The organism is Marinomonas algae (genome assembly GCF_047525555.1).
Lineage (GTDB): Bacteria > Pseudomonadota > Gammaproteobacteria > Pseudomonadales > Marinomonadaceae > Marinomonas.
Genome location: NZ_JBLIXK010000002.1, coordinates 59,646 through 79,330 on the forward strand (window position 1 = coordinate 59,646; position 19,685 = coordinate 79,330).

Consider the following 19,685-nt stretch of genomic DNA (forward strand, 5'->3'; position numbering starts at 1 on the left):
TAACTAAACACCTTAGTTATCGTTTTATTTCTGTGTAAAAATGCTTGGCTTTTAATACAATGAAACTTCAAAAAATAACGTGCTTCTTAAGCTCTATCGTACCAAAGCATCGCGGTGGCTAAATCTTCGATTGAAGAGCCAACCGCTTTAAACACTGATATGTCATTTTCAGGATCTTTAAAGGCTTTACGTCCAGCATGTTGGCCGCGGCTCAAGCTCAAAAAGTCGCCTATAATATGATCTTCCGTTATTGAGCCACTTTTAATTGGGCTAATAAAGTCTCCTGTTTCCGTCAAGGCTGCGGCTTTAAAATCAGCAAAGACTTGTGCTTTTTGCATCAACTCATCATCGACTTCACGCATATAAGGGGTAAAGCTACCGATTAGATCAATGTGTGTTCCCGGAGTAACCCACTCTCCCAGAACCATAGGCTCTTCGCTCAATGTCGCACAGCTGACAATATCAGCCCAAGCCACGGCACTCGGTAGGTCCTCTTTACTGACCACACTGGCTTTAATATTGAGCTCTTTTTGAACCTGTTCCGCTAGACTTGCTGCGGATTCTTCGTGAATGTTATAGATCTTGATTTCTTCTAAATCTCTTACGGTTGCCATGGCGGGAATCACTTGGCTAGCCACTTTACCCGCACCAACAACCAATAAGTTTTTAGATTCTGGTCGAGATAAGTATTTAGCGCCCAATGCGGCAGCTGCAGCGGTACGTCTGGCTGTAATCACATTGCCATCAAACTGAGCCAATGGCAGACCTGTTTTTGCGCAGCTAAGAATATAAATACTGTTTAAACCTGGTAAGCCTTCCTCACCATTGCTAGGAAAAACACTAACCTGCTTTACACCAAAATACAGACCTTCTAACCAAGCAGGCATTAACAATAATGTGGCGTCTTTTTTATTCGGAACGTTTAAATAGTGATGATGACGAATTGGGCATTTTATATCTAATTTAAAGGCATCATCCAATGCTGAAATTACCTTCTCATAAGGTAAACAACCATCTTCATACTGCACAAAAATATTTTTCATTTGAGGTTCCCTTAGTGCTATTACAAGCCAATTTTCTCAAGAGTTTCTTGAAGTAGATAACAACAACCGATTGAGCAATTAGCAGCAGATCACCCTATTGATACAGATAAGTTTCATAGTCGAGCTCTGCCGTTTGCTTTTTCTTCGCCCACAAAAGTAAACAAAAACAGAGAAAAATCTTACCTATTTTGTGAAAAAGCCATGTTTTCAACAAAAACATCAGGATTTTTGACAAATTGAACTCTTCGAAACCCCATACAATCGATACACACCTTATGAAAAAGGGTTGTTTAATAAGAATTACTCTCAACCCAAATGCATCTTTATCTTTCAATGATAAAGATAAAAGAACACAACAAAGTTCTAAAAACCTAACTCAGCAATAAAGAAGAAAATAGGTTTGTAAGTAAACAGCACTCCGCTATTTGGCGAATACATTAAAACAACAAGCTATTCACGGAAGGCCGCTTTTTTCGTAAGGACTCAGACCCAATTTTGATAAATCATTAAAACGACAAAACATATAGGAACGAATATGAAATCAATTAAAAGAATTTTATCAACGACTCTTATTGCCTCAGCTGTTATGACGGCGAGTGTAAATATCAATGCGGCAGATAAAGAATGGCGCATGGCAACACCTTGGTCTGGCGGCCCTTGGCTAGAACGTGATGCGCAAGGTTTTGCGGATCATGTCAATTCAATGAGTGACGGTGGCTTTGAAATCAAAGTATTCCCAGGTGGTACATTAGGTAGCGCACTAAAAGTCACAGAAACAGTAAAATCAGGTGTCGCGCAAATCAGCCAAAACTACATCAACTATGATTATGGCGTTGACCCAACAGCAGCACTGCTTGCTGGTCACTCAAGCGGCCTAACACCTGAAGAATTCATGTTATGGATTTATCAAGGTGGTGGCCTTGAATTGTACGAACAGTTCCGCTTAGAAAAATCGAAAGTTGTTGCTCTTCCTTGCTCTGTTTTGGGCACAGAAATCTTCCTTCACTCTAATAAAAAAGTGCAAACCTTTGAAGACTTCCAAGGCCTACGCCTTAGAACATCTGGCGCTTGGGCGGAAATCGCATCACGTTTGGGAGCTTCAACTGTCGTAATGGCAGGCAGCGAAATTTACAGCGCACTGGAACGCGGCGTAATTGATGCCGCTGAATGGGGAAGCCCAGAACTAAACAAACCAACAGGATTCCAGGAAGTGGCAAAATACGTCATGGTACCTGGCATCCATCAATCTGGCGGTGTTTTAGAATGTCAGGTTAACAAACGCGAATGGGACAAACTCTCTGAGAAAGAACAAAACGTATTGCGTAATGCAGCAAAATTGTCTGTATTTGATTCTTGGTTAGCCTCTTCTTATGCCGATCTAGCCGCTTATGAAGAACTAAAAAGCGGTAAAAACGAAATCGTTAAGCTAGATCCTAGCTTTATTACTAAAGTCCTTGAAGAAACAACTGCGTGGGAAGATGAAAACGCAGCGAAAAACCCTTGGTTTGCCAAAGTGTTGAACTCGCAACGCGCATTCAAAGCAGAAATGACAAACTGGTCAGAATATCGCCTAACGATTGGTGAATCTGAACTTTAATAAATGAGAGAAGAGACGCTAAAGGCGTCTCTTCTGTTTTATTTGTCCACTATTTAAAACAGTACCTTCAGGAAAACAATGATTCTTATAAAACTGTTAGAGATGACAACGCGTTTCTTTGGAGCCATTGCCGCCCTATTGATCATTCCGCTTGTCGGCGCTCTCATCATCGAAGTATTCAGCCGCCATGTTTTAGGGTCACCAACTGCTTGGGCCTTTGAAATTAGTTACATGGTAATGGGAACGCTGTTTGTGCTTGGCATGGCGAATGCTCTACGTCTTAAGCAACATGTCAGTGTCGATCTTCTCACTATGAAAATGCCAGTAAAACTCGCCGCTGGTATTCGAGCCATTTTTTATATCATGCTGTTGCCCATTCTTATTTGGTTAACTTGGGAACTTGCCCACTACTTTTACGAAGCCTACGAAAGTGGCGAAAGATCTGGACGATCTGCGTGGAACCCAATTATTTGGCCAATTTATTTCACTTGGTTCTTAGGTTTCTTATTACTCGTTTTGCAACTTTTCGCCGAGCTCCTTAAAGCCATCATTACCGTTTTTAGTAAGAAAGAGGATGACTTTGCATGAGTGATTTCCTACCTATTTTAATGTTTCCTGTGCTCATCCTATTTATTTTTCTAGGAGTGCAAATTGCGTTCGCCATGCTACTCACCGCCGCTATTTTCGGCTTAATGATGTTTGGTGACGTCACAGCTTATCAACTATTAACCAAAATCGAAGAAACCGCGTCGAACTCTATACTCGCCGCCGTGCCTTTATTTATCTTTATGGGTGCCATGCTAGAAAAATCCGGCATAGCAGAGCGACTGTTTCATGCGATCCACTTATGGACCAAACGCCTACCTGGCGGCATAGGTGTGGGAACTATTCTACTAGGTGCCATCTTCGCAGCATCCAGTGGTGTGGTTGGTGCAACGGAAGCTGTTATTGGCTTGCTAACCATTCCTATTATGCTCAAGCATCAATATGACAAGCGCTTATTATCTGGGCTCATTTGTGCCAGTGGCTCCTTGGGAACCGCGATTCCGCCTTCTATTACCGTTATTGTATTAGGTCCTGTTGCGGGTATTTCAGTTGGTCAATTATTCAATGGCCTATTGATTCCTGGGCTATTAATGGCGGCATTATTTGTGATTTATGTAATTGCCTTGGCTTATTTCAAGCCTGAGCTTGCACCAAGAGAACAAGGTGAAGTCGGTGTACCACTTGGAGAAAGATTAAAAGTAACCGCGACTGCTATTTTACCTGCTGCTGCTTTGATCTTTACAGTACTCGGTACAATTTTACTGGGTATTGCAACGCCAACTGAAGCCTCTGCTTGTGGTGCGCTCGGTGCCGTACTGCTATCGCTTTGTTATAAAAGCTGCAGTGTTAAAGTACTGTGGGATTCTATGTTGCGTACAGTGAACATCACCGCAATGATCTTATTAATTGTTATGGCTGGTGGTATGTTTGCAGGAATTTTCTTTGCAACAGGTGGCATGCAAACAGTTCAATCATTGCTAACTGGATCTGGTTTTAGCCCATATACAGTGCTGGCATTAATCTTGTTTATTGCCTTTATTGCGGGGTTCTTATTAGACATGATGTCGGTTGTGCTCATAGTCATCCCAGTGGCTATTCCAGTGGTTCGCTTACTAGGGTTTGATGACATCTGGTTCTGTGTTGCTTTCTTAGTCGTATTGCAAACCAGTTACTTAACACCGCCTTTGGCACCATCGATTTTCTACCTAAGAGCGATCTCGCCAGCCAGCATTACGTTAAAGCATATGTACGCTGGAGTGATACCTTTCATCATCATCCAGTTGATCGTTTTGTTCATCATTCTAATCTTCCCTGAAACTGCTCTATGGTTACCAAGAGTGCTTGGTGGACCGAGCTGGTAAAACCTCAAAACACAACTCAGCAGAAGCCTTTTTGTTGAGTTGTGTAATCGATAACAATTCCTATTGACTTAACCTAAAAAATATAAGAATGTGTAAAGATTGACAGAATTTTTAGGTTCAAAATGCATGTAAAAAGTGTTGTTTTAGCTAATGAAAGTGACCAACATAACCACAACCACCATCAACTGATTATCGCAGAAAAAGGACATGCACTCTTCGAAATTGGTGGTAAAGGTGGTGTTGTTGACAATCTTCATGGCTGTATAGCGCCCGCCAGTGAAACACACTATTTCGAAGGAATTGGTGAAAACAGTCACATCGTTATAGATATACCGAGCCTACCTCTGCACAGCCGATTAGAAACGCTTTTTGAACAACCTCATTACTTCTCTGCCGACGATAGCCTGAAAATGTTGATCTCATATCTAACAAAAGAGTCCAACACGTTTGAGTTATTCCCTGAAGCAGGTCAAGGCTGCACACTTAGCTTAATCGCCTCCCTACACTCTCGAATTCTAGGTGATACACGCCAATATAAAGACCGTAAGAAACTCGATATAGACTCTATTTCACGCTTTATCGACGAGCATATTGATCAAAAACTTTCCATTGCTCAACTTGCTGAAATGCATCATGTCAGCCCTGGTCATTTTAGTGAGCTGTTCACCAACGCTGCGTCAATTACACCTTATCAATTCATCCTGAGAAAACGTCTAGAAAAAGCCTACAATCTTATTGTGACAACGAACAAACCTTTATCCATCGTGGCCGATGAAGCTGGATTCAGCAATCAGAGCGCCATGACACACTTGTTCCAGCGTCATTACGGGCATACACCCAAAAGCTTGCGTTAATATACAGAATTGTTAGGAAGGCTACTGGTTTTTACAAGCAGCAGCCACCTTTTGATTAGTAACCGTGTGATTCGTGATCAACAAATTCGATTGGCGGAAGCAGCTCAAGTTTCACTGTTTGCGCTGTGTCGCTGGTGATATCAATCATTTTCTCTGAAGTCACACCTTCAATGAGTCTTTCGCTCCAAAATGACACTTTATCGCCTAACTTAGCTGGCAAGGTGACTTGGCCGTTTTTATCTGTTTTAACCGTGTATTCATTGTCAGCCACGTAAATATAGCCAATCATGCTGTCATGAATATTACAGCCTAAAACAACCATGCCCGGCGCATCAAATTGTATTGGTGGAATTTCAGAGCCCTTATAAAGCTTGATTTCAAAGGCTTTAGGAATAGAAAAACTGTAAACATGGTGACGAATATCATCACTGTTTGGAAAGCTCACATATTGGTCTTTCTGAACAATTAAAACGCGAGGCACGAAAGAGGAATGTATTTGGTTCATCTTCTCTACCTCGTCTGGCGTCGAAACAAAGCTGCCAGACAAACTCACAGCGGCATTGGAAACAGGCTGATCATTTTGATCATGAATAGTTAAAGTCATATCAGCCCAAACATTTGATAGGCTTAAGCTACAAACTAAAGCGATTAAATAACGCATGATGTTTCCTTTTAATTTTAGTTTTAAACTGTGTACGATTTATAAGCTTAATCAGATTATAATGAATACTTCAAAAAGTCCCACAAAGTAATGTGTTTCTATTACAGAATTAAGAAAACAGTCACCTTTTTAAGGAGCTAATACGATGCGAAATTCTATCGAGGTTATTTCCTATAAAGGTACGGCTGACGCACATCTTCATTCTCACACTCAAATTGTTCTGCCACTTTCTGGTAGCCTACATTTGGAAGTCGAAAAGCACCAACAGCCTATTCGCTTTGGCCAAGCTTGTTATATTTCCACCAGCCAAGCTCACACTCATTTGGCCGAACAAGACAATCGCTGTTTGGTATTAAATGCCCTACCTGTCTGGGACCAGAAAATCGAAAGCGAATTCAATTTTATTAACTTAACACCACAAGCTCAGGCCTATTTGCCTTTTCTGTCTAGCCTAACGGCAGAAGCCAATAACAGTGTTAAAACACACCAAGCTCTGAATTTACTTGAGCATCTATTACCTATCCCTCAAGACAAAATCAGTCATTCTGATGTCCGCTTAACAAAAGCAAAACAGCGTTTAGACAAAGACTTTCAAGCCTCTTGGAGTTTGGCGGAACTGGCCGAAGACGTACACTTAAGCCCAAGCCAATTAAGCGTTTTATTCAAGCGTCACTTTGGTATGACGCCAAAACAATACTTGCTCAACCGCCGTTTAGAAGAAGCCAAAATATGGCTCTCATCCACAAACAAAAGTTTAGACTACATCGCCTACAAAGTCGGATTAAGCAGTGCCAGTGTGTTGGTAAAGCTCTTTTCCAAACATTATCAAACCACACCTGGGCGCTACCGTAGCCAGCATTTTTCTTCGTAACACCCGCTATTCTCCCTTGATTTCTAAAGCCGCTTCCCAGTTACGAATAAAGCGTTTTTGCTTTGCAAAATCTCGCCCAACCAAAAGTTGCTGATCAAGTTCTATCACGCCAGTGGGTCCCGGCGCACTGACCACATACAAGTTATTTGGATTATTCGCGTCAGGTTGGATAGGAAATAAAAGATCCTGAGTCTGCATCATTTGTTGGGCCGTATCAGACAACAAGAAATCAAGAAACAGCCCTGCGTCTCTAACATTCGGAGCATTATTCGGGATGAATGCCGTCCGCATTAACATGAGAGTATAATCTTTTGGCAAAATCATTTTCAGCCGATCATCTTCTTGTGCCCTTTGTGACGCATAAGAGCCAAGTAAGTTATAGCCAACGGCCAGTTTTCCGCTCGCAATATCGTCGATAATTTCATGAGTACAACAGTAAGTTTGAATGTCGTGGTTACCGAACGCTTCTAACAAACGCCCCCATGTTGCGTCAGCTTGTCGCGCATCCTGACTTGCTAACAAATAACCGACACCACTCTGGCGAATATCATAGGTTCCAATCCGCCGAGTCATCTCTATGCCATGCTGTCGAATGGTTTGCAATAAGGACTGTCTGTCCTCAGGCAAAGCATCAGGAAAAGCCTGTTTATTCACCAACATTACAACCGGTTCTAGTGAAAAAGCAAACAGCTGATCCCGCCATTTAAAGTTGTCTGGCAAGAGCATAGTGGCTTCTGATTGGTAGGTTTGAGCGTACCCGTCGTTGACCAGTTTAAGGTGTAAATCCATCGCACTGCTGATGGCCAAACTGGCAACAGGTTCCTTCTGTTCTTCCATGACGAGAAAGTACAAATCCTGCGTACTTACATCTCGATAAGCCAATCGAACATTCGGATAAAGGGAAACAAATGTATTTAAAATCGGTTCAAAAGAAGCCAAATCCATGGTCGAATTTATGTGTAATATACGTGTCGCATTTTTATTACCAAACCACACCGCGTCATTGGCGAACGCGCCTAAACTGATCACACTGAAAAGCAACACGACTAACGAAACTATGACTTTTTTCATCACAAATAATGATTTCATACGGAGCGACTCCCCATTCTAAACTTGGCAAAATCAACCTGAAAAGTGGTGCCTTTCGGTTCCGTGTCCGATATCAAAATACGTGCAGAATGATGGTCAACAATATCCTTCACCATAGCCAACCCCACACCGCTGCCCGCCATGTCATATCGGCCTCGATAAAAGCGTTCAAACACCCGCTCTTTTTCGACATCTGGAATCCCAACGCCGTAATCAATCACGTTAATGCGATAAAACTCATCAAACTCCTGAACTTGAACAATGATCTCCGATGCATGTTCCATGTCTGCGCCGCTATAACGCACTGCATTCTCAATGAGATTTTGCATCATTTGCTGAATCGCAAAGCTATCACCCAATACCAAGGCCGTTTTTATGGTGCAATCAAGAGACAATAAAACCCCTTGATGCAACGCCGTCACCGCCTGTTCGCGGCAAGACGCTGTGATCGGTTCCAACAAATTCACAGGCTCTAATCGCTGTGTTTGTAAGCGATGGGAAACAACCGCTTGATTAAGCAACAAGGTCACTGTTTGCCCTAAGGCATCACATTGCTTCACAATGTTTTCAAGCGCTTCGTGTTGTCTTTCTGGGGAGGTGTTGTCTCGTGCATTTTCAGCCAAAGCACGCAGACTCGCTAGCGGTGTGCGCAATTGATGCGCTGCGTCGGCTGTGTAATTTTCCAGCTGTTCCAAGTTAGTTTGCAGCCTGACCATGAAATGATTAATGGCCACTTTTAAATGGTGTGTTTCTTTTGGCGTATTAATATCAATTGGCGTTAAATCTCCCATAGCACGGTCTTCTAATGCCCGTTCGATACGATGTAACGGCCTTAAAACAAGATGACTCCCTATGGCGATCAACGCAATCGCAACCAAGGCAATCAGCACCACAACCTCTACCGCTCGGCGCGTCACAGCGGAAGCCATTTCTTCTCGTGATAATCGAGTATGACCTAATATGATTCGCACAGTCTGCGCCCCTTCAGGATCAGTAAGGTGGCGCTCAAGCCAAGCAAAGCGCACCATTTCGCCAGAATATTCTTGGTTGTAAAATTGGATTTGATTTAACACAGGAGGATTGGGCGGCAAACTATGAAGGTCTTCATAGCCTGTAATGTAACCTTGTTCTAAGCTCTCTACTTTATAGAAAACGCGGTCTTCATCTGCTTGCGCCAAGGTGGCAAAGGCAGACCAAGGAATATCAATACTGACTTCATTTCGGATCAGGCCAACATTTTCATCCATCTGCAACAAAGCACTGCGCAATAGACGATCATAAGATAAATCCGCTAATTTACGGCTGTAGTCAAACACCAAATTCACAGCCAATGCCGCAATAATGCTGATGACTAAAACACCCGCCAAAATAAAACGGAAACGCAAAGAAGGCGCTTTATTTAATGCGGTGATTTCCTCTTCACTCAGATTTTGATGGTGTAGAGATTTCGGCCACATAACCAATGCCCCTTAGCGTATTGATGGTTAAATCCCCTTTGATCATTTTCTTACGTAAGCGACCAACATACAGCTCTATAGCGTTTGGCCCCGGTGTTTCATTGAAATTAAACAAATGATCGGTGATTTCGTCTTTGCTCAAAACACGCCCTAAATGGCCAAGAAAAATCTCTAGTAAGCGGAATTCACGGTTGGTAATCGCCGTCAGTTCACCATCAATAAACACCTGACGGCTGTCTCGATTCACCAGAATATTACCATGCTCGGTTGTGTTAGCAGCATAACCTTGCTTTCTGCGTAGCAAAGCTCGGCAGCGAGCTTCTAGCTCACCAAAATCAAATGGTTTGGTTAGATAATCGTCTGCGCCTTCATCCAATAATCGGATTCGATCTTCTATCTGATCGCGGGCAGTCAAAATTAGAACAGGTGTGTCATCTTCACGCTGGCGCAGCTTTTGTAATAATTGCAGGCCAGATAACCCTGGAAGATTCAAATCCAGCAAGATCAAATCAACAGATTGGTACTTCAGCAATTCATCCGCTCGCTTACCATCTCCGATCAAATCGACACCATGACCTAGACTTGTTAACCGCTCGCAAATTGCTTGCCCTAGAATTTGAGTGTCTTCAACTACTAAAATCCGCATATAACTCAACCATCTTATTATTTTTGTGTATTGTCTTTTTGTTTAAACGAAAAAATTCGAACCGCCAAAAAACGGTTCGAATTAAAAAGTTAACTGCAATTTTTTGACGTTAACTGTCTTCTGATACAGCTTTTGACTTCGCCATTTTCGCTCTAACAATAGGGCCAACAATGATAGGCAAAATCAACCCAAGGATAGCAACTGTCCAAAGACCAATGCTTAAGCCACTGTTGAATAATACCCTCCAATCACCGTCAGAAAGTACTAATGCATGACGTAAACTTTTCTCCATTTCAGGCCCAAGCAACATGCCCAAAATAATAGGTACAAGAGGGATATCGACTTTACGGAAAATGTAACCCAATACACCAAAGCCAACCATAAAATACAAATCTAACGCGCTGTGGCTCACCGAGTAAATACCAACCGATGCAATTAGCGTCACGATTGGCATCAAGTATTTAGGTGGAATGCTCAGCAACTTAACAAAGATGCCCACCATCGGAATGTTTAATAGCAACAACACAAGGTTGCCCACGAACATCGCCGCGATAACACCCCAAACTAGGTCAGCATTTTGTTGGAACAACATAGGGCCAGGAGAAATATTCAAAGAGATCAACATCGCCAATAATACAGCCGTTGTACCACTTCCAGGCACACCTAAAGTCAACATAGGCACCAAAGCACCAGATGCTGCGCCATTGTTACCGGCTTCTGGCGCGGCCACACCGCGAGGATCACCTTTACCAAACGAGCCATCTTTATCGGACACGCGTTTTTCCAATGTGTAACTAATGAAACTTCCCAAAGAAGCACCCGCTCCTGGAAGAACACCTGCAACAAAGCCCAATACCGCGCCACGGAAAGAAGCTGGAAGCACTTTCACAATGTCTTTTGGAGACAGTTTCAGTTTGTTAATAGCCACTTGTTTCAAGCCATCACCTGCGTGACGCTCTAGGAAAAACAGCAATTCACTGATCGCAAACAAACCAACAATGGCGATAATGAAATCCACCCCTTCAAACAACTCAAGCGTGTTGAAGGTAAAGCGTTGAACGCCAGTAGAAATATCGATACCAACAGAGGCAATCATCAAACCAATCGCTGCGGCCATTAGCGTTTTAAACTGATTTTTTCCTGTTATACCACCAAGAGTGGCAAACGCCAGCGCAAACAAAGCAAAGTATTCTGAAGGGCCAAATTTCAACGCAAATTTCGCTAAGATAGGCGCCAGAATCACCAAGCCAATTGTTGCAATGAAACTACCAATGAAAGAGGCAATGGCAGAGATCGCCAAGGCTTCTGCAGCCTTGCCTTTCAGCGCCATAGGATAACCGTCTAAACAGGTCATCATGGCAGGCTCATCACCCGGAATATTCAACAGGATAGAAGAAATACGACCGCCATACATGGCACCCGCGTAAACAGAGGTTAATAAAATCAAAGACGACGTTGGCGATAAACCCAAGCTGAACGCAAGAGGAATCAAGATCGCCACACCGTTTGCAGGGCCAAGACCCGGCAAAGCACCAATCAAGGTACCCAAAATAGCACCAACAATGGCAAACATGATGCTTTCAGGCGTTAATGCAACGGCAAAACCGTTCATTAATAAGCTCATAGTATCCATATTAAAACTCCAATAGACCCAGAGGCAGTGCTAGTTCAAGCACATTATTGAATAGGAAGAAGATGATTACTGAGCTTGTCACACCCGTGATCAGACTCTTAGCAACACTTGCTCCCATACGCCAACTTAAAAAGCTCACAACCAAGGCCGCGGCAGGCATAAAGCCAATCGGCTCAATTGCCCAAGCAAAAGCCAGCATGGAAAGAACAACAACGCTCAATTCGATAAGCATCGCCACTGGCGCCCACTTCTCATCGGGGTCTGGACGAACAATCATGTAAATCGAACTAATGCCTAAAATGATGGATAACATGATAGGAAAAGTTTCAGGTCCAACACTTTCGTGTCCACCAAAAGGGACGGGGAACTGAGTCGCTTCCCAACCGTAGGCCACGGCAAGAATTAACATCAGCATGCCAAACACACGATCATTTATGCGCATGTCTCTGCTCCATGTAAGTAAATCGTAGGGATAAAAAGAAAACAGGAGGGGTTGCCCCCTCCAAATAGCGGTTCAAAATCACTTAAGAGGTATTATTTGATTAAACCTATGTCTTGAGAAAGGATTCTGATGTCCATCGTTTGGTTCTTCACGAATTGGTCAAATTCAGCACCAGACTTGTGGAATGGGATAAGGCCGTTTTTCTCCATAACATCTTTCCATTCTGGTGTTTCGTACAATTCATCAACTGTATTTACCCACCAGTCGTAAGAATCTGAACTCGCGTTACCTGGTACGTAAAATCCACGCCAGTTTGGCGCGATAGAATCAATGCCCTGCTCCATTGCAGTAGGAATATTATCGAAAGGCGCTGGCAAGCGAGTTTCAGAAAGCACCGCTAGAACGCGTAAATCGCCAGAATCCATAAAGCCTTTTACTTCTGAAATATCACCAGTGAAAGCATCAACGTGACCGCCAACCACTTGCACTAATGCTTCAGAACCACCGCTGAATGCTAAGTAACGAACTTGAGGAAGTTTTTCAACATTGGCTTTTTGAGCTGTCATCAAGACTTTCAAATGATCCCAACCACCAGAAGCACTACCACCAGCAAATTTCACAGAGCTTGGGTCTTTTTTCAACGCTTCCATTACTTGAGTAAGAGAGGTGTATTTTGAATCTTTACCAACGGCGATGATGCCGTAATCTGCACCCAAAGTACCTACCCATTTCACTTGGTCAGCACTCATGCCAGGGAATTGGCCCTGAGCAAGACGGGTTGTTGTCGCTGTACTGGCAGCCACAATTAGGTTGTCATCTTTTGCACGTTTACTGATTGTGTGAGCGAAAGCAACACCGCCACCCGCACCAGACATATTCACCGTTTGAACATTGCCTTTAATGTATTCAAGGTCAACTAAAACCTTGCCAACACTACGACAAGTAAAATCCCAACCGCCACCAGGGTTTGCTGGTGCGATACATTCTGCACTGCGAGCGGGTTCGTACGCGTAAGCTTGGCTGGCAACCGTTAAAACAGCAGCACTAGAAATAAGAAGGGATTTCAAAGAAAAGGTATTAAGCATGACAGTCTCCTGCTTGTTATTTTTTTTGTTAGGTAATCATGTCCCGAAAAGTAGGCTTTCAGTAAACTAGATTGCGTAAACCTTACTCTCCAAACCTGTCACCACCCTGTCATGGTTTAAGATTTCTCATTAAATTATGGTCACTTAAACTTTTTTACGGATAACATCATCACTTTTGACAATTCATAACAGGCATTTTTGACAACCGCTCAGCAAGAAAATAAGTAACATTAGGTCACCTTTACGCCGACCAAAAAGCCATTCACCTTAGCGTTTGCCGAATCGCTTTTTTTGAGCGGCTAGACGTTTGAACCAATACATAAATTCCAAGCAAGATGTTTTAGGAAGTACCATGACCAAACACAACCCAAGAGCCACCTTAATTGGCAGCATTGCGATTTTACTTTGGAGCACACTGGCTCTGTTCACGACACAAGCCAATTTAGTGCCGCCGCTTTTATTACTGACGCTCACGTTTGGCGTGGCGACCATGCTCTTCTTTATTGTGTATTTACTAAAAGGCGAGTTGAAACGCTCTTGGCAACTCACACCTAAAAGCGCCATTTTAATGGGCGGTTTAGGCTTCTACTTTTATCACTTCTGTTACTTCTACGCTTTCCAACATGCACCACCAGTAGAAGCTGGATTAATCGCCTATTTATGGCCGCTTCTGATCGTCTTAATGGCGGGAATGACAAAAGGAAATTCTTTGTCTTGGGCGCATTTAGTGGGTGCTGTTATCGCCTTTATTGGCACAGGAATCATGCTACAAAGCAAAGGGCAAGTGTCTGACTCTCAAATAGACAACGCATATCATTGGACAGGTTATGGTGCTGCTTTTGCCTGCGCTCTAATTTGGTCAAGTTATTCGGTGGCCAATCGACGATTTCACGCGGTTCCTTCAAGCTCAGTACTTTGGTATTGCTTGGTCACGACCTTATTGGCTGGCGGCTCTCATTTTGCCTTGGAAGAACAAAACTGGTCTTTCCCTGTTTCTACATGGATTGCCGTTCTAGGGTTAGGACTTGGCCCTGTGGGAGTGGCATTTTTCTGCTGGGATATGGGCGTTAAAAAAGGCAATTTATCTTTACTAGGCGTGCTTTCTTATACTGCACCAGCGCTTTCCACGGTTTGGTTGGGGCTCTTTACAGAAGCGCAATTAACCATAGGACAAATCATCGCTTGTACACTGATCACGCTAGGCGCTTTGTTCGCTAGCCTAATGCCGAATAAGCAGTCAAACAAAAAAATGCCTTCAGTTTCTCAGGAAACAAAAGGCATTTGATTCATAAAAAGTATTGGAAAACTAAGCTACTTGATAAAGAGGACGAGGTGTTTTTTGCAAGTAGCTTTCCATTTCTGCCATGCCATTCGGCTGGTCAACTTTAATACCTAAATCGCGCATTGTGCTACCAAAGGCATGCAGTGTACGGAACAAGTTATGTTCGCGGCATTGCTCGCCCATTTGACCAATACGCACGATCGGCTGCCCAAACGAACCTGCAATTTCCACTCGGTACATTTCTGAAATATGTCGGCAAATTTGCTTCGCAGTTAAACCTTCTGGAATATTGATTCCGATGACAGAATTCAAGCGAGATTCGTTAGGTATGAAGAGATCTAACCCCATTCCTTCAATCCCAGACTGCAATGCTTTTGAACAACGTAAATGACGAGCAAAACGGTTTTCTAACGTCTCATCACACACCAGTTTTAATGCTTCATGCAAGGCCATAATGCCAGACACAGGCGCGGTGTAATGATAGCCGTCTTTGTGCCAAAAATTCTCGGCCAATTGAATATCGAAACACCACTGAGCCGGTGGCTTGCTGCGGTTTTTCGCCGCCGCCCAGGCTTCATCGGAAAACGCCAACAAGGACACCCCAGGAATAGACGACAAACCTTTCTGGCCGCCTGTGATCACAACGTCTACTTTCCATTCGTCCATTTTCAGCGGCATGGTACTGAGTGTACAAACCGCATCCACCACAACCAAACAGCCGTAAGATTTCGCGATTTTCGTGATCTCTTCCAAGCTATGGTTGAACACAGTGTTAGAGGTTTCACCTTGCACCATGGTTAATACTTTTGGACGCGTTTCTTCTATGGCCTTTCTCACTCGCTCTGGATCAGCCGCTTCATGAACGCCCACATGCAATTCATGTACATCCGCACCAACACGCAACGCCATTTCCGCCATACGATGACTAAAGAAGCCATTGTTGATACATAAAATGCTTTCGCCCGACTGCATTAGATTCGCTACCGCCATCTCCATCGCAGCGGAAGCAGGGCCCGCAACACCAATCACCCATTTAGATTCAGTCTGGAACACGTAACGTGCCATGCTCTTAACCTGACCAATAACCTCTGCCATCACATCGCCAAGATGGTTTATCACCACAGAGTTGGCTCGGGCGACGCGCTCTGGAATGGGTACTGGGCCTGCGCCCATCATAAGCAAAGGTTCATGAGGAAGGATTTCATCTAAAGATTTCACCTGCGGACGAGAAACACCCATTGGCGATGAAGCAGTCATTTTATGCAGCCTAATTTTCAAGAATTAAAGAAAAACATTTCTACAGTAAAAAGCCGTTTTCAAGGAATTTACAGTAGAAAATCTCGTGTTTTGTTATTTAACAAAATAATATTTTGAAATACTACAATACTCTTATAGAAAATAAGAGACGACACAGTCAAAAAAGTGCAATAAACCACAAGCGGATGCATTCGCACTAGATCTGACTCGTTTCTCTTCTCACAGCCAGTATTTTTTACTCTGCGTCAATCGAATGAAGTGTGCGATAATGGCCAAAACCACCCTATTCAGGACTCTTTTATGATTACTTGCGGTATCGAGATCAAAGGCAGCGAAGTCATTCTTTGCCTTATGACCAAACAAGACGGCTTATTCCAAATACCAGACTGTCGCCAAATACGACACACATTGAGCAATTCAAACGACAGTGAAGCCGTTCGAAAATTTCAATTCATGCTTAAGAAACTGTTTGAAGACTACAAGGTAACAAGAGCCGTTATTAAAGAACGCCCAACCAAAGGCAAATTTGCTGGCGGTGCCGTCGGTTTTAAAATCGAAGCAGCAATACAACTGATCGATACTGTTCAAGTGGATCTTTTCAACTCGGCAACAATCAAAGAGGTTCTGCAAAAGAACCCAATGCCGATTCCATTTAAAGCAACAGGGTTACGAGCCTTTCAAGAAGGCGCATTCACCACAGCGTATGTGGCTTTATCTGAGCAAACGACTGATAAATAAGCTCTGACAAAACGCAAAGAGACATTAAAAAAGCGGACTTAGTAGATCAAGTCCGCTTTTTTGTATCACCAAAACGGATTATTTATTTCCCTGCTCAAACTGCAGCTCACACAAACGCTGATACAACGGCGATGAGGCCAACAAAGATTGATGCGTTCCCGTATCAACAATGTGCCCTTTATCCATCACCACAATCTTGTCCACATGAATCACGGTCGCCAGACGATGTGCAATCACGATCGTCGTTCGATCCGCCATTAACTCATTCAATGCCTCTTGCACATGAAACTCACTTTGCGCATCCAGCGCGCTGGTCGCTTCATCAAGCAATAACACATCAGGGTCTTTCAAAATCGCGCGAGCAATGGCAATGCGCTGCTTTTGACCGCCAGACAAACGCACACCTTGCTCCCCTAAAAAGCTCTCATAGCCTTGCGGCAATTGCTCAATAAAATCGTGGGCATTGGCACGCTTTGCCGCATCCACCACCTCTTCAAATGACGCGCCAGGTTTACCGTAAGCAATATTGCGCATCACATCATGACTAAACAACACAGGCTGTTGCGGCACCATGCCCATCACATCTCGTAATTCAGGCAAGGATAACTGCTCAATAGAAACGCCATTGAGTGTAATATGGCCTTTTTGTGGATCGTAAAAACGTTGCAGCATTTCAAACATGGTGGTTTTGCCAGCGCCCGACGGCCCAACCAAAGCCACAGTTTGCCCATGTTCAATAGCAAGATTGATGTTCTTCAGCGCCGCCACATCAGGACGAGAAGGATAGTAAAAATCCAAATCATGAAAACCAATCGCAAGGGAAGCTTGATCCGACTGTTTTTCAGGAAGCGATTGCGGATGGCTTGGCGAGGTAATCATGCTCTCAATCTGCAACAACTCCAACAAACGCGTTGCCGAACCCGCCGCCCGTTGCAATTCACCATACACTTCCGCCACCGTTGCCACAGACATGGCCACCATAATGGCGTAGAAAACAAACGCACCTAATTCACCGCCCGTCATTCTCCCAGCAATCACATCCATGCCACCCACCAGCAACATGACACTGATCGCCGCAAAGGTTAATAAGATCACCGCCGCAAACAAAAACGCCCGCTGCTTAATGCGCTTCTTCGCCACATCAAAGGCTTTTTCAACTTCATGACCAAAGGCTTTCTGTTCAATCGCCTCGTGATTGTAACTTTGCACCACCTTGATGTTTTGAATCATCTCGCCCGCGTAAGTGCCGATATCGGCAATAGCGTCTTGGCTGCTCGATGCCAACTTCCTCACACGACGACCAAACACCATCATGGGAATCAGCACAAAAGGAACGCACACCACCACAATCATCGACAGCTTAAAATTGGTCACGAACAACATAATCAAGCCGCCCAACAACATGAAAAGCGAGCGCAGCGCCATGGAAAAAGACGAACCAATAATGGATTGCAGTAAAGACGTATCGGTCGTGAGTCGAGACATCAACTCACCACTGCGATTTTCTTCGAAGTAACTTGGATGCAAACGAATGATTTGATTGAACACCGCCGTTCGAATGTCAGCACTCACTCGCTCACCGAGCCACGACATCAGGTAAAAACGGAAAAAGGTCCCAAAAGCCAACAAAGAAATCATGCCAATCAGCAACAAAATCGTGCTGGTAAGCTGCTCCACCGAGCCAGAAATAAACCCGCTGTCGATCACCACCTTCACGCCCTGCCCTACCGATAAACTGATCCCCGCCGTGAAGACAAGAAAGAACAAGGCCAAAGCCACCTTAACTTTGTAAGGCTTAATAAAGCGAAAAATCGGCAACAAACTTTGATAAGCGCCAGCGGAAGGTTTGGAGTCAGAAGAATGTGGCAAGAGAAGGCCTTTTAGTAGACGAGAAGAATGAAAAAAACAGTAGCTTACTAACGTCTTTTCAATTTAATTACTGCCAATTAAGCTTTAGTTCCTTATGGCTTTGAGCACACTCTTTAAGGTAAAGATTAATTAGGTTTTGATAAGGCACGCCATTTTGCTCAGATAGCTGCTTAAAATAGTCGATTACATCTTGATCTAAACGAATCGTTATTTGTTTTTTAGACTTTTTTACATACGGATTAGGTACAGAATTAGAAAAGTCATATTGATCACGCATATCTATACTCCTCGTATTGTTTACGTTCATTTTTGTCTGCTTTTCTCGCAGAAATGATACGAATTCTATCATCTGGCTCCCTGTAGCAATGACACACAATTAACACTTTTAAATCAATGCTTTGGCCAAGAATAAGAAAACGCTCCTCCCCAAAAGAACTATCTGGGTCAGGTATTAAGCGAGCATGCAAATCAGAAAATACAGATTGAGCTTCATCGAAACTCACACCATGCTTTTTGATATTTATACTGGCTTTTTGAGGGTTCCATTCAAAAGTAATATCTTCCATAAATTACAGTGTAGTTATATTGTAATGCAGACGCAATACGATAAATTCAGTTAACCACTCACAAAAAAACGAAAAGGCAAATCCCCAAAGCCCCAGATCAAGGTTCCTGTCATCAACAAAATACCTTCGTGTTTCATGGTTCTTTTTTCTAAACCGGTTTTCAAATCGTCTTCCAATGCTTCCGCTTTCTGCTTCCAGATCTTGACCTTCTTTTCATCAAGACGCTTATGCTCATATTTTAAATTCGCATAGGCATTGGGCGCTTCACGCTTTAGCACTTTATGATCATCTTGATGCGCATAAAACTCTAAGATCGTGTACAAAATACCAACGATCACGATAAGCGAACCACTGCGTGCAAACCAGTCGATATCATCAAGGAATTCAACGTAAGACAATGTTGCTCCCAGACAAGCAATAAGAACAGCAACACAGTAAGTGATATAAGTGTTCATTGGGGTTTTGTTCCTTAAACAAAAGCGGAAAGGGGTTATCAAGGCGCATTATACAGACATTTGTTGAACGCCCACTTTATGAGTCAGCCCTCTTTTCGGATATTAATACTCAATCAGATACTTCCTTTAGGAAACGTTTTAATAGTACACATGCGCGTTATTGTCACAAAATTAGAGAGCCACACAAGAATGATGAGGGTTCAGATACGAGGGAATTGAATTTGCGTTTAATT

At 43.3% G+C, this 19,685-nt stretch carries 20 protein-coding genes; 7 read left to right on the forward strand and 13 right to left on the reverse strand.

Going from position 1 to position 19,685, the window contains the following annotated elements; translation table 11 throughout:
• Positions 1–86: 86 nt before the first annotated feature.
• Complete coding sequence (gene lhpI / locus ACMUMQ_RS04605; RefSeq protein ID WP_414680843.1) at positions 87–1,043, reverse strand: bifunctional Delta(1)-pyrroline-2-carboxylate/Delta(1)-piperideine-2-carboxylate reductase; 957 nt, start codon at positions 1,041–1,043, stop codon at positions 87–89.
• 535 nt (positions 1,044–1,578) lie between these two features.
• On the opposite strand from lhpI, the gene dctP reads away from it, so the two are divergent.
• The 4 genes from dctP (at position 1,579) to ACMUMQ_RS04625 (ending at position 5,401) form a co-directional block, all read left to right on the forward strand.
• Positions 1,579–2,640 (forward strand): TRAP transporter substrate-binding protein DctP, encoded by a 1,062-nt coding sequence (dctP, locus tag ACMUMQ_RS04610; RefSeq protein WP_414680844.1) that lies wholly within the window; start codon positions 1,579–1,581, stop codon positions 2,638–2,640.
• A 78-nt stretch (positions 2,641–2,718) separates the two neighbouring features.
• Complete coding sequence (locus tag ACMUMQ_RS04615; protein ID WP_414680845.1) at positions 2,719–3,228, forward strand: TRAP transporter small permease subunit; 510 nt, start codon at positions 2,719–2,721, stop codon at positions 3,226–3,228.
• Positions 3,225–4,547: a TRAP transporter large permease gene (locus ACMUMQ_RS04620; protein ID WP_414680846.1), complete on the forward strand. Its 1,323-nt coding sequence runs from the start codon at positions 3,225–3,227 to the stop codon at positions 4,545–4,547. The genes ACMUMQ_RS04615 and ACMUMQ_RS04620 overlap by 4 nt, the downstream gene beginning before the upstream one ends.
• 122 nt (positions 4,548–4,669) lie before the next feature.
• Complete coding sequence (locus tag ACMUMQ_RS04625; RefSeq protein WP_414680847.1) at positions 4,670–5,401, forward strand: AraC family transcriptional regulator; 732 nt, start codon at positions 4,670–4,672, stop codon at positions 5,399–5,401.
• 55 nt (positions 5,402–5,456) lie between these two features.
• Here ACMUMQ_RS04625 and ACMUMQ_RS04630 read toward each other — a convergent pair whose 3' ends face one another.
• Positions 5,457–6,062 (reverse strand): cupredoxin domain-containing protein, encoded by a 606-nt coding sequence (locus ACMUMQ_RS04630; protein ID WP_414680848.1) that lies wholly within the window; start codon positions 6,060–6,062, stop codon positions 5,457–5,459.
• A 145-nt stretch (positions 6,063–6,207) separates the two neighbouring features.
• On the opposite strand from ACMUMQ_RS04630, the gene ACMUMQ_RS04635 reads away from it, so the two are divergent.
• Positions 6,208–6,933, forward strand: a complete 726-nt coding sequence (locus ACMUMQ_RS04635) for a helix-turn-helix domain-containing protein (protein WP_414680849.1) — start codon at positions 6,208–6,210, stop codon at positions 6,931–6,933.
• Positions 6,934–6,939: 6 nt separating this feature from the next.
• Here the strand turns inward: ACMUMQ_RS04635 and ACMUMQ_RS04640 are convergent, their stop codons facing one another.
• The 6 genes from ACMUMQ_RS04640 to ACMUMQ_RS04665 form a co-directional block, all read right to left on the reverse strand.
• The gene (locus ACMUMQ_RS04640) at positions 6,940–8,022 is read right to left on the reverse strand and encodes an ABC transporter substrate-binding protein (RefSeq protein ID WP_414680850.1); all 1,083 of its coding nucleotides are present in this window, start codon (positions 8,020–8,022) and stop codon (positions 6,940–6,942) included.
• Positions 8,019–9,479: a sensor histidine kinase gene (locus ACMUMQ_RS04645; RefSeq protein WP_414680851.1), complete on the reverse strand. Its 1,461-nt coding sequence runs from the start codon at positions 9,477–9,479 to the stop codon at positions 8,019–8,021. Before ACMUMQ_RS04645 ends, ACMUMQ_RS04640 begins: the two co-directional genes overlap by 4 nt.
• Complete coding sequence (locus ACMUMQ_RS04650) at positions 9,442–10,125, reverse strand: response regulator transcription factor (protein WP_414680852.1); 684 nt, start codon at positions 10,123–10,125, stop codon at positions 9,442–9,444. The genes ACMUMQ_RS04645 and ACMUMQ_RS04650 overlap by 38 nt, the downstream gene beginning before the upstream one ends.
• Before the next feature lie 109 nt (positions 10,126–10,234).
• Positions 10,235–11,758: a tripartite tricarboxylate transporter permease gene (locus ACMUMQ_RS04655; protein WP_414680853.1), complete on the reverse strand. Its 1,524-nt coding sequence runs from the start codon at positions 11,756–11,758 to the stop codon at positions 10,235–10,237.
• 1 nt (position 11,759) lies between these two features.
• Positions 11,760–12,200 (reverse strand): tripartite tricarboxylate transporter TctB family protein, encoded by a 441-nt coding sequence (locus tag ACMUMQ_RS04660; protein ID WP_414680854.1) that lies wholly within the window; start codon positions 12,198–12,200, stop codon positions 11,760–11,762.
• 92 nt (positions 12,201–12,292) lie between these two features.
• Complete coding sequence (locus ACMUMQ_RS04665; RefSeq protein WP_414680855.1) at positions 12,293–13,285, reverse strand: Bug family tripartite tricarboxylate transporter substrate binding protein; 993 nt, start codon at positions 13,283–13,285, stop codon at positions 12,293–12,295.
• Between the two features lie 352 nt (positions 13,286–13,637).
• Here ACMUMQ_RS04665 and yddG point away from each other — a divergent pair, with 352 nt between their 5' ends.
• Positions 13,638–14,570, forward strand: a complete 933-nt coding sequence (gene yddG, locus ACMUMQ_RS04670) for an aromatic amino acid exporter YddG (protein ID WP_414680856.1) — start codon at positions 13,638–13,640, stop codon at positions 14,568–14,570.
• Between the two features lie 21 nt (positions 14,571–14,591).
• Here yddG and ACMUMQ_RS04675 read toward each other — a convergent pair whose 3' ends face one another.
• Complete coding sequence (locus ACMUMQ_RS04675; protein ID WP_414680857.1) at positions 14,592–15,824, reverse strand: pyridoxal-phosphate-dependent aminotransferase family protein; 1,233 nt, start codon at positions 15,822–15,824, stop codon at positions 14,592–14,594.
• Positions 15,825–16,124: 300 nt separating this feature from the next.
• On the opposite strand from ACMUMQ_RS04675, the gene ACMUMQ_RS04680 reads away from it, so the two are divergent.
• Positions 16,125–16,562 (forward strand): DUF3010 family protein, encoded by a 438-nt coding sequence (locus ACMUMQ_RS04680; protein ID WP_414680858.1) that lies wholly within the window; start codon positions 16,125–16,127, stop codon positions 16,560–16,562.
• Between the two features lie 78 nt (positions 16,563–16,640).
• Here ACMUMQ_RS04680 and ACMUMQ_RS04685 read toward each other — a convergent pair whose 3' ends face one another.
• The 4 genes from ACMUMQ_RS04685 to ACMUMQ_RS04700 form a co-directional block, all read right to left on the reverse strand.
• Entirely contained in the window at positions 16,641–18,431 is a 1,791-nt protein-coding gene (locus ACMUMQ_RS04685) for an ABC transporter transmembrane domain-containing protein (RefSeq protein WP_414680859.1), read from the reverse strand.
• A 67-nt stretch (positions 18,432–18,498) separates the two neighbouring features.
• Positions 18,499–18,708 (reverse strand): BrnA antitoxin family protein, encoded by a 210-nt coding sequence (locus ACMUMQ_RS04690; protein ID WP_317004461.1) that lies wholly within the window; start codon positions 18,706–18,708, stop codon positions 18,499–18,501.
• The gene (locus ACMUMQ_RS04695; protein WP_414680860.1) at positions 18,701–18,997 is read right to left on the reverse strand and encodes a BrnT family toxin; all 297 of its coding nucleotides are present in this window, start codon (positions 18,995–18,997) and stop codon (positions 18,701–18,703) included. Before ACMUMQ_RS04695 ends, ACMUMQ_RS04690 begins: the two co-directional genes overlap by 8 nt.
• Positions 18,998–19,047: 50 nt before the next feature.
• Entirely contained in the window at positions 19,048–19,452 is a 405-nt protein-coding gene (locus ACMUMQ_RS04700) for a hypothetical protein (protein WP_414680861.1), read from the reverse strand.
• Positions 19,453–19,685 lie beyond the last annotated feature (233 nt).

Coding starts and splice junctions, on each gene's coding strand:
- ACMUMQ_RS04700 (WP_414680861.1), bottom strand. CDS start 19,452: ATGAACACTTATATCACTTACTGTGTTGCTGTTCTTATTGCTTGTCTG.
- ACMUMQ_RS04635 (WP_414680849.1), top strand. CDS start 6,208: ATGCGAAATTCTATCGAGGTTATTTCCTATAAAGGTACGGCTGACGCA.
- ACMUMQ_RS04665 (WP_414680855.1), bottom strand. CDS start 13,285: ATGCTTAATACCTTTTCTTTGAAATCCCTTCTTATTTCTAGTGCTGCT.
- ACMUMQ_RS04650 (WP_414680852.1), bottom strand. CDS start 10,125: ATGCGGATTTTAGTAGTTGAAGACACTCAAATTCTAGGGCAAGCAATT.
- ACMUMQ_RS04695 (WP_414680860.1), bottom strand. CDS start 18,997: ATGGAAGATATTACTTTTGAATGGAACCCTCAAAAAGCCAGTATAAAT.
- ACMUMQ_RS04660 (WP_414680854.1), bottom strand. CDS start 12,200: ATGCGCATAAATGATCGTGTGTTTGGCATGCTGATGTTAATTCTTGCC.
- ACMUMQ_RS04680 (WP_414680858.1), top strand. CDS start 16,125: ATGATTACTTGCGGTATCGAGATCAAAGGCAGCGAAGTCATTCTTTGC.
- ACMUMQ_RS04690 (WP_317004461.1), bottom strand. CDS start 18,708: ATGCGTGATCAATATGACTTTTCTAATTCTGTACCTAATCCGTATGTA.
- ACMUMQ_RS04630 (WP_414680848.1), bottom strand. CDS start 6,062: ATGCGTTATTTAATCGCTTTAGTTTGTAGCTTAAGCCTATCAAATGTT.
- ACMUMQ_RS04640 (WP_414680850.1), bottom strand. CDS start 8,022: ATGAAATCATTATTTGTGATGAAAAAAGTCATAGTTTCGTTAGTCGTG.
- ACMUMQ_RS04620 (WP_414680846.1), top strand. CDS start 3,225: ATGAGTGATTTCCTACCTATTTTAATGTTTCCTGTGCTCATCCTATTT.
- ACMUMQ_RS04615 (WP_414680845.1), top strand. CDS start 2,719: ATGATTCTTATAAAACTGTTAGAGATGACAACGCGTTTCTTTGGAGCC.
- ACMUMQ_RS04675 (WP_414680857.1), bottom strand. CDS start 15,824: ATGACTGCTTCATCGCCAATGGGTGTTTCTCGTCCGCAGGTGAAATCT.
- yddG (WP_414680856.1), top strand. CDS start 13,638: ATGACCAAACACAACCCAAGAGCCACCTTAATTGGCAGCATTGCGATT.
- ACMUMQ_RS04645 (WP_414680851.1), bottom strand. CDS start 9,479: ATGTGGCCGAAATCTCTACACCATCAAAATCTGAGTGAAGAGGAAATC.
- lhpI (WP_414680843.1), bottom strand. CDS start 1,043: ATGAAAAATATTTTTGTGCAGTATGAAGATGGTTGTTTACCTTATGAG.
- ACMUMQ_RS04625 (WP_414680847.1), top strand. CDS start 4,670: ATGCATGTAAAAAGTGTTGTTTTAGCTAATGAAAGTGACCAACATAAC.
- ACMUMQ_RS04655 (WP_414680853.1), bottom strand. CDS start 11,758: ATGGATACTATGAGCTTATTAATGAACGGTTTTGCCGTTGCATTAACG.
- dctP (WP_414680844.1), top strand. CDS start 1,579: ATGAAATCAATTAAAAGAATTTTATCAACGACTCTTATTGCCTCAGCT.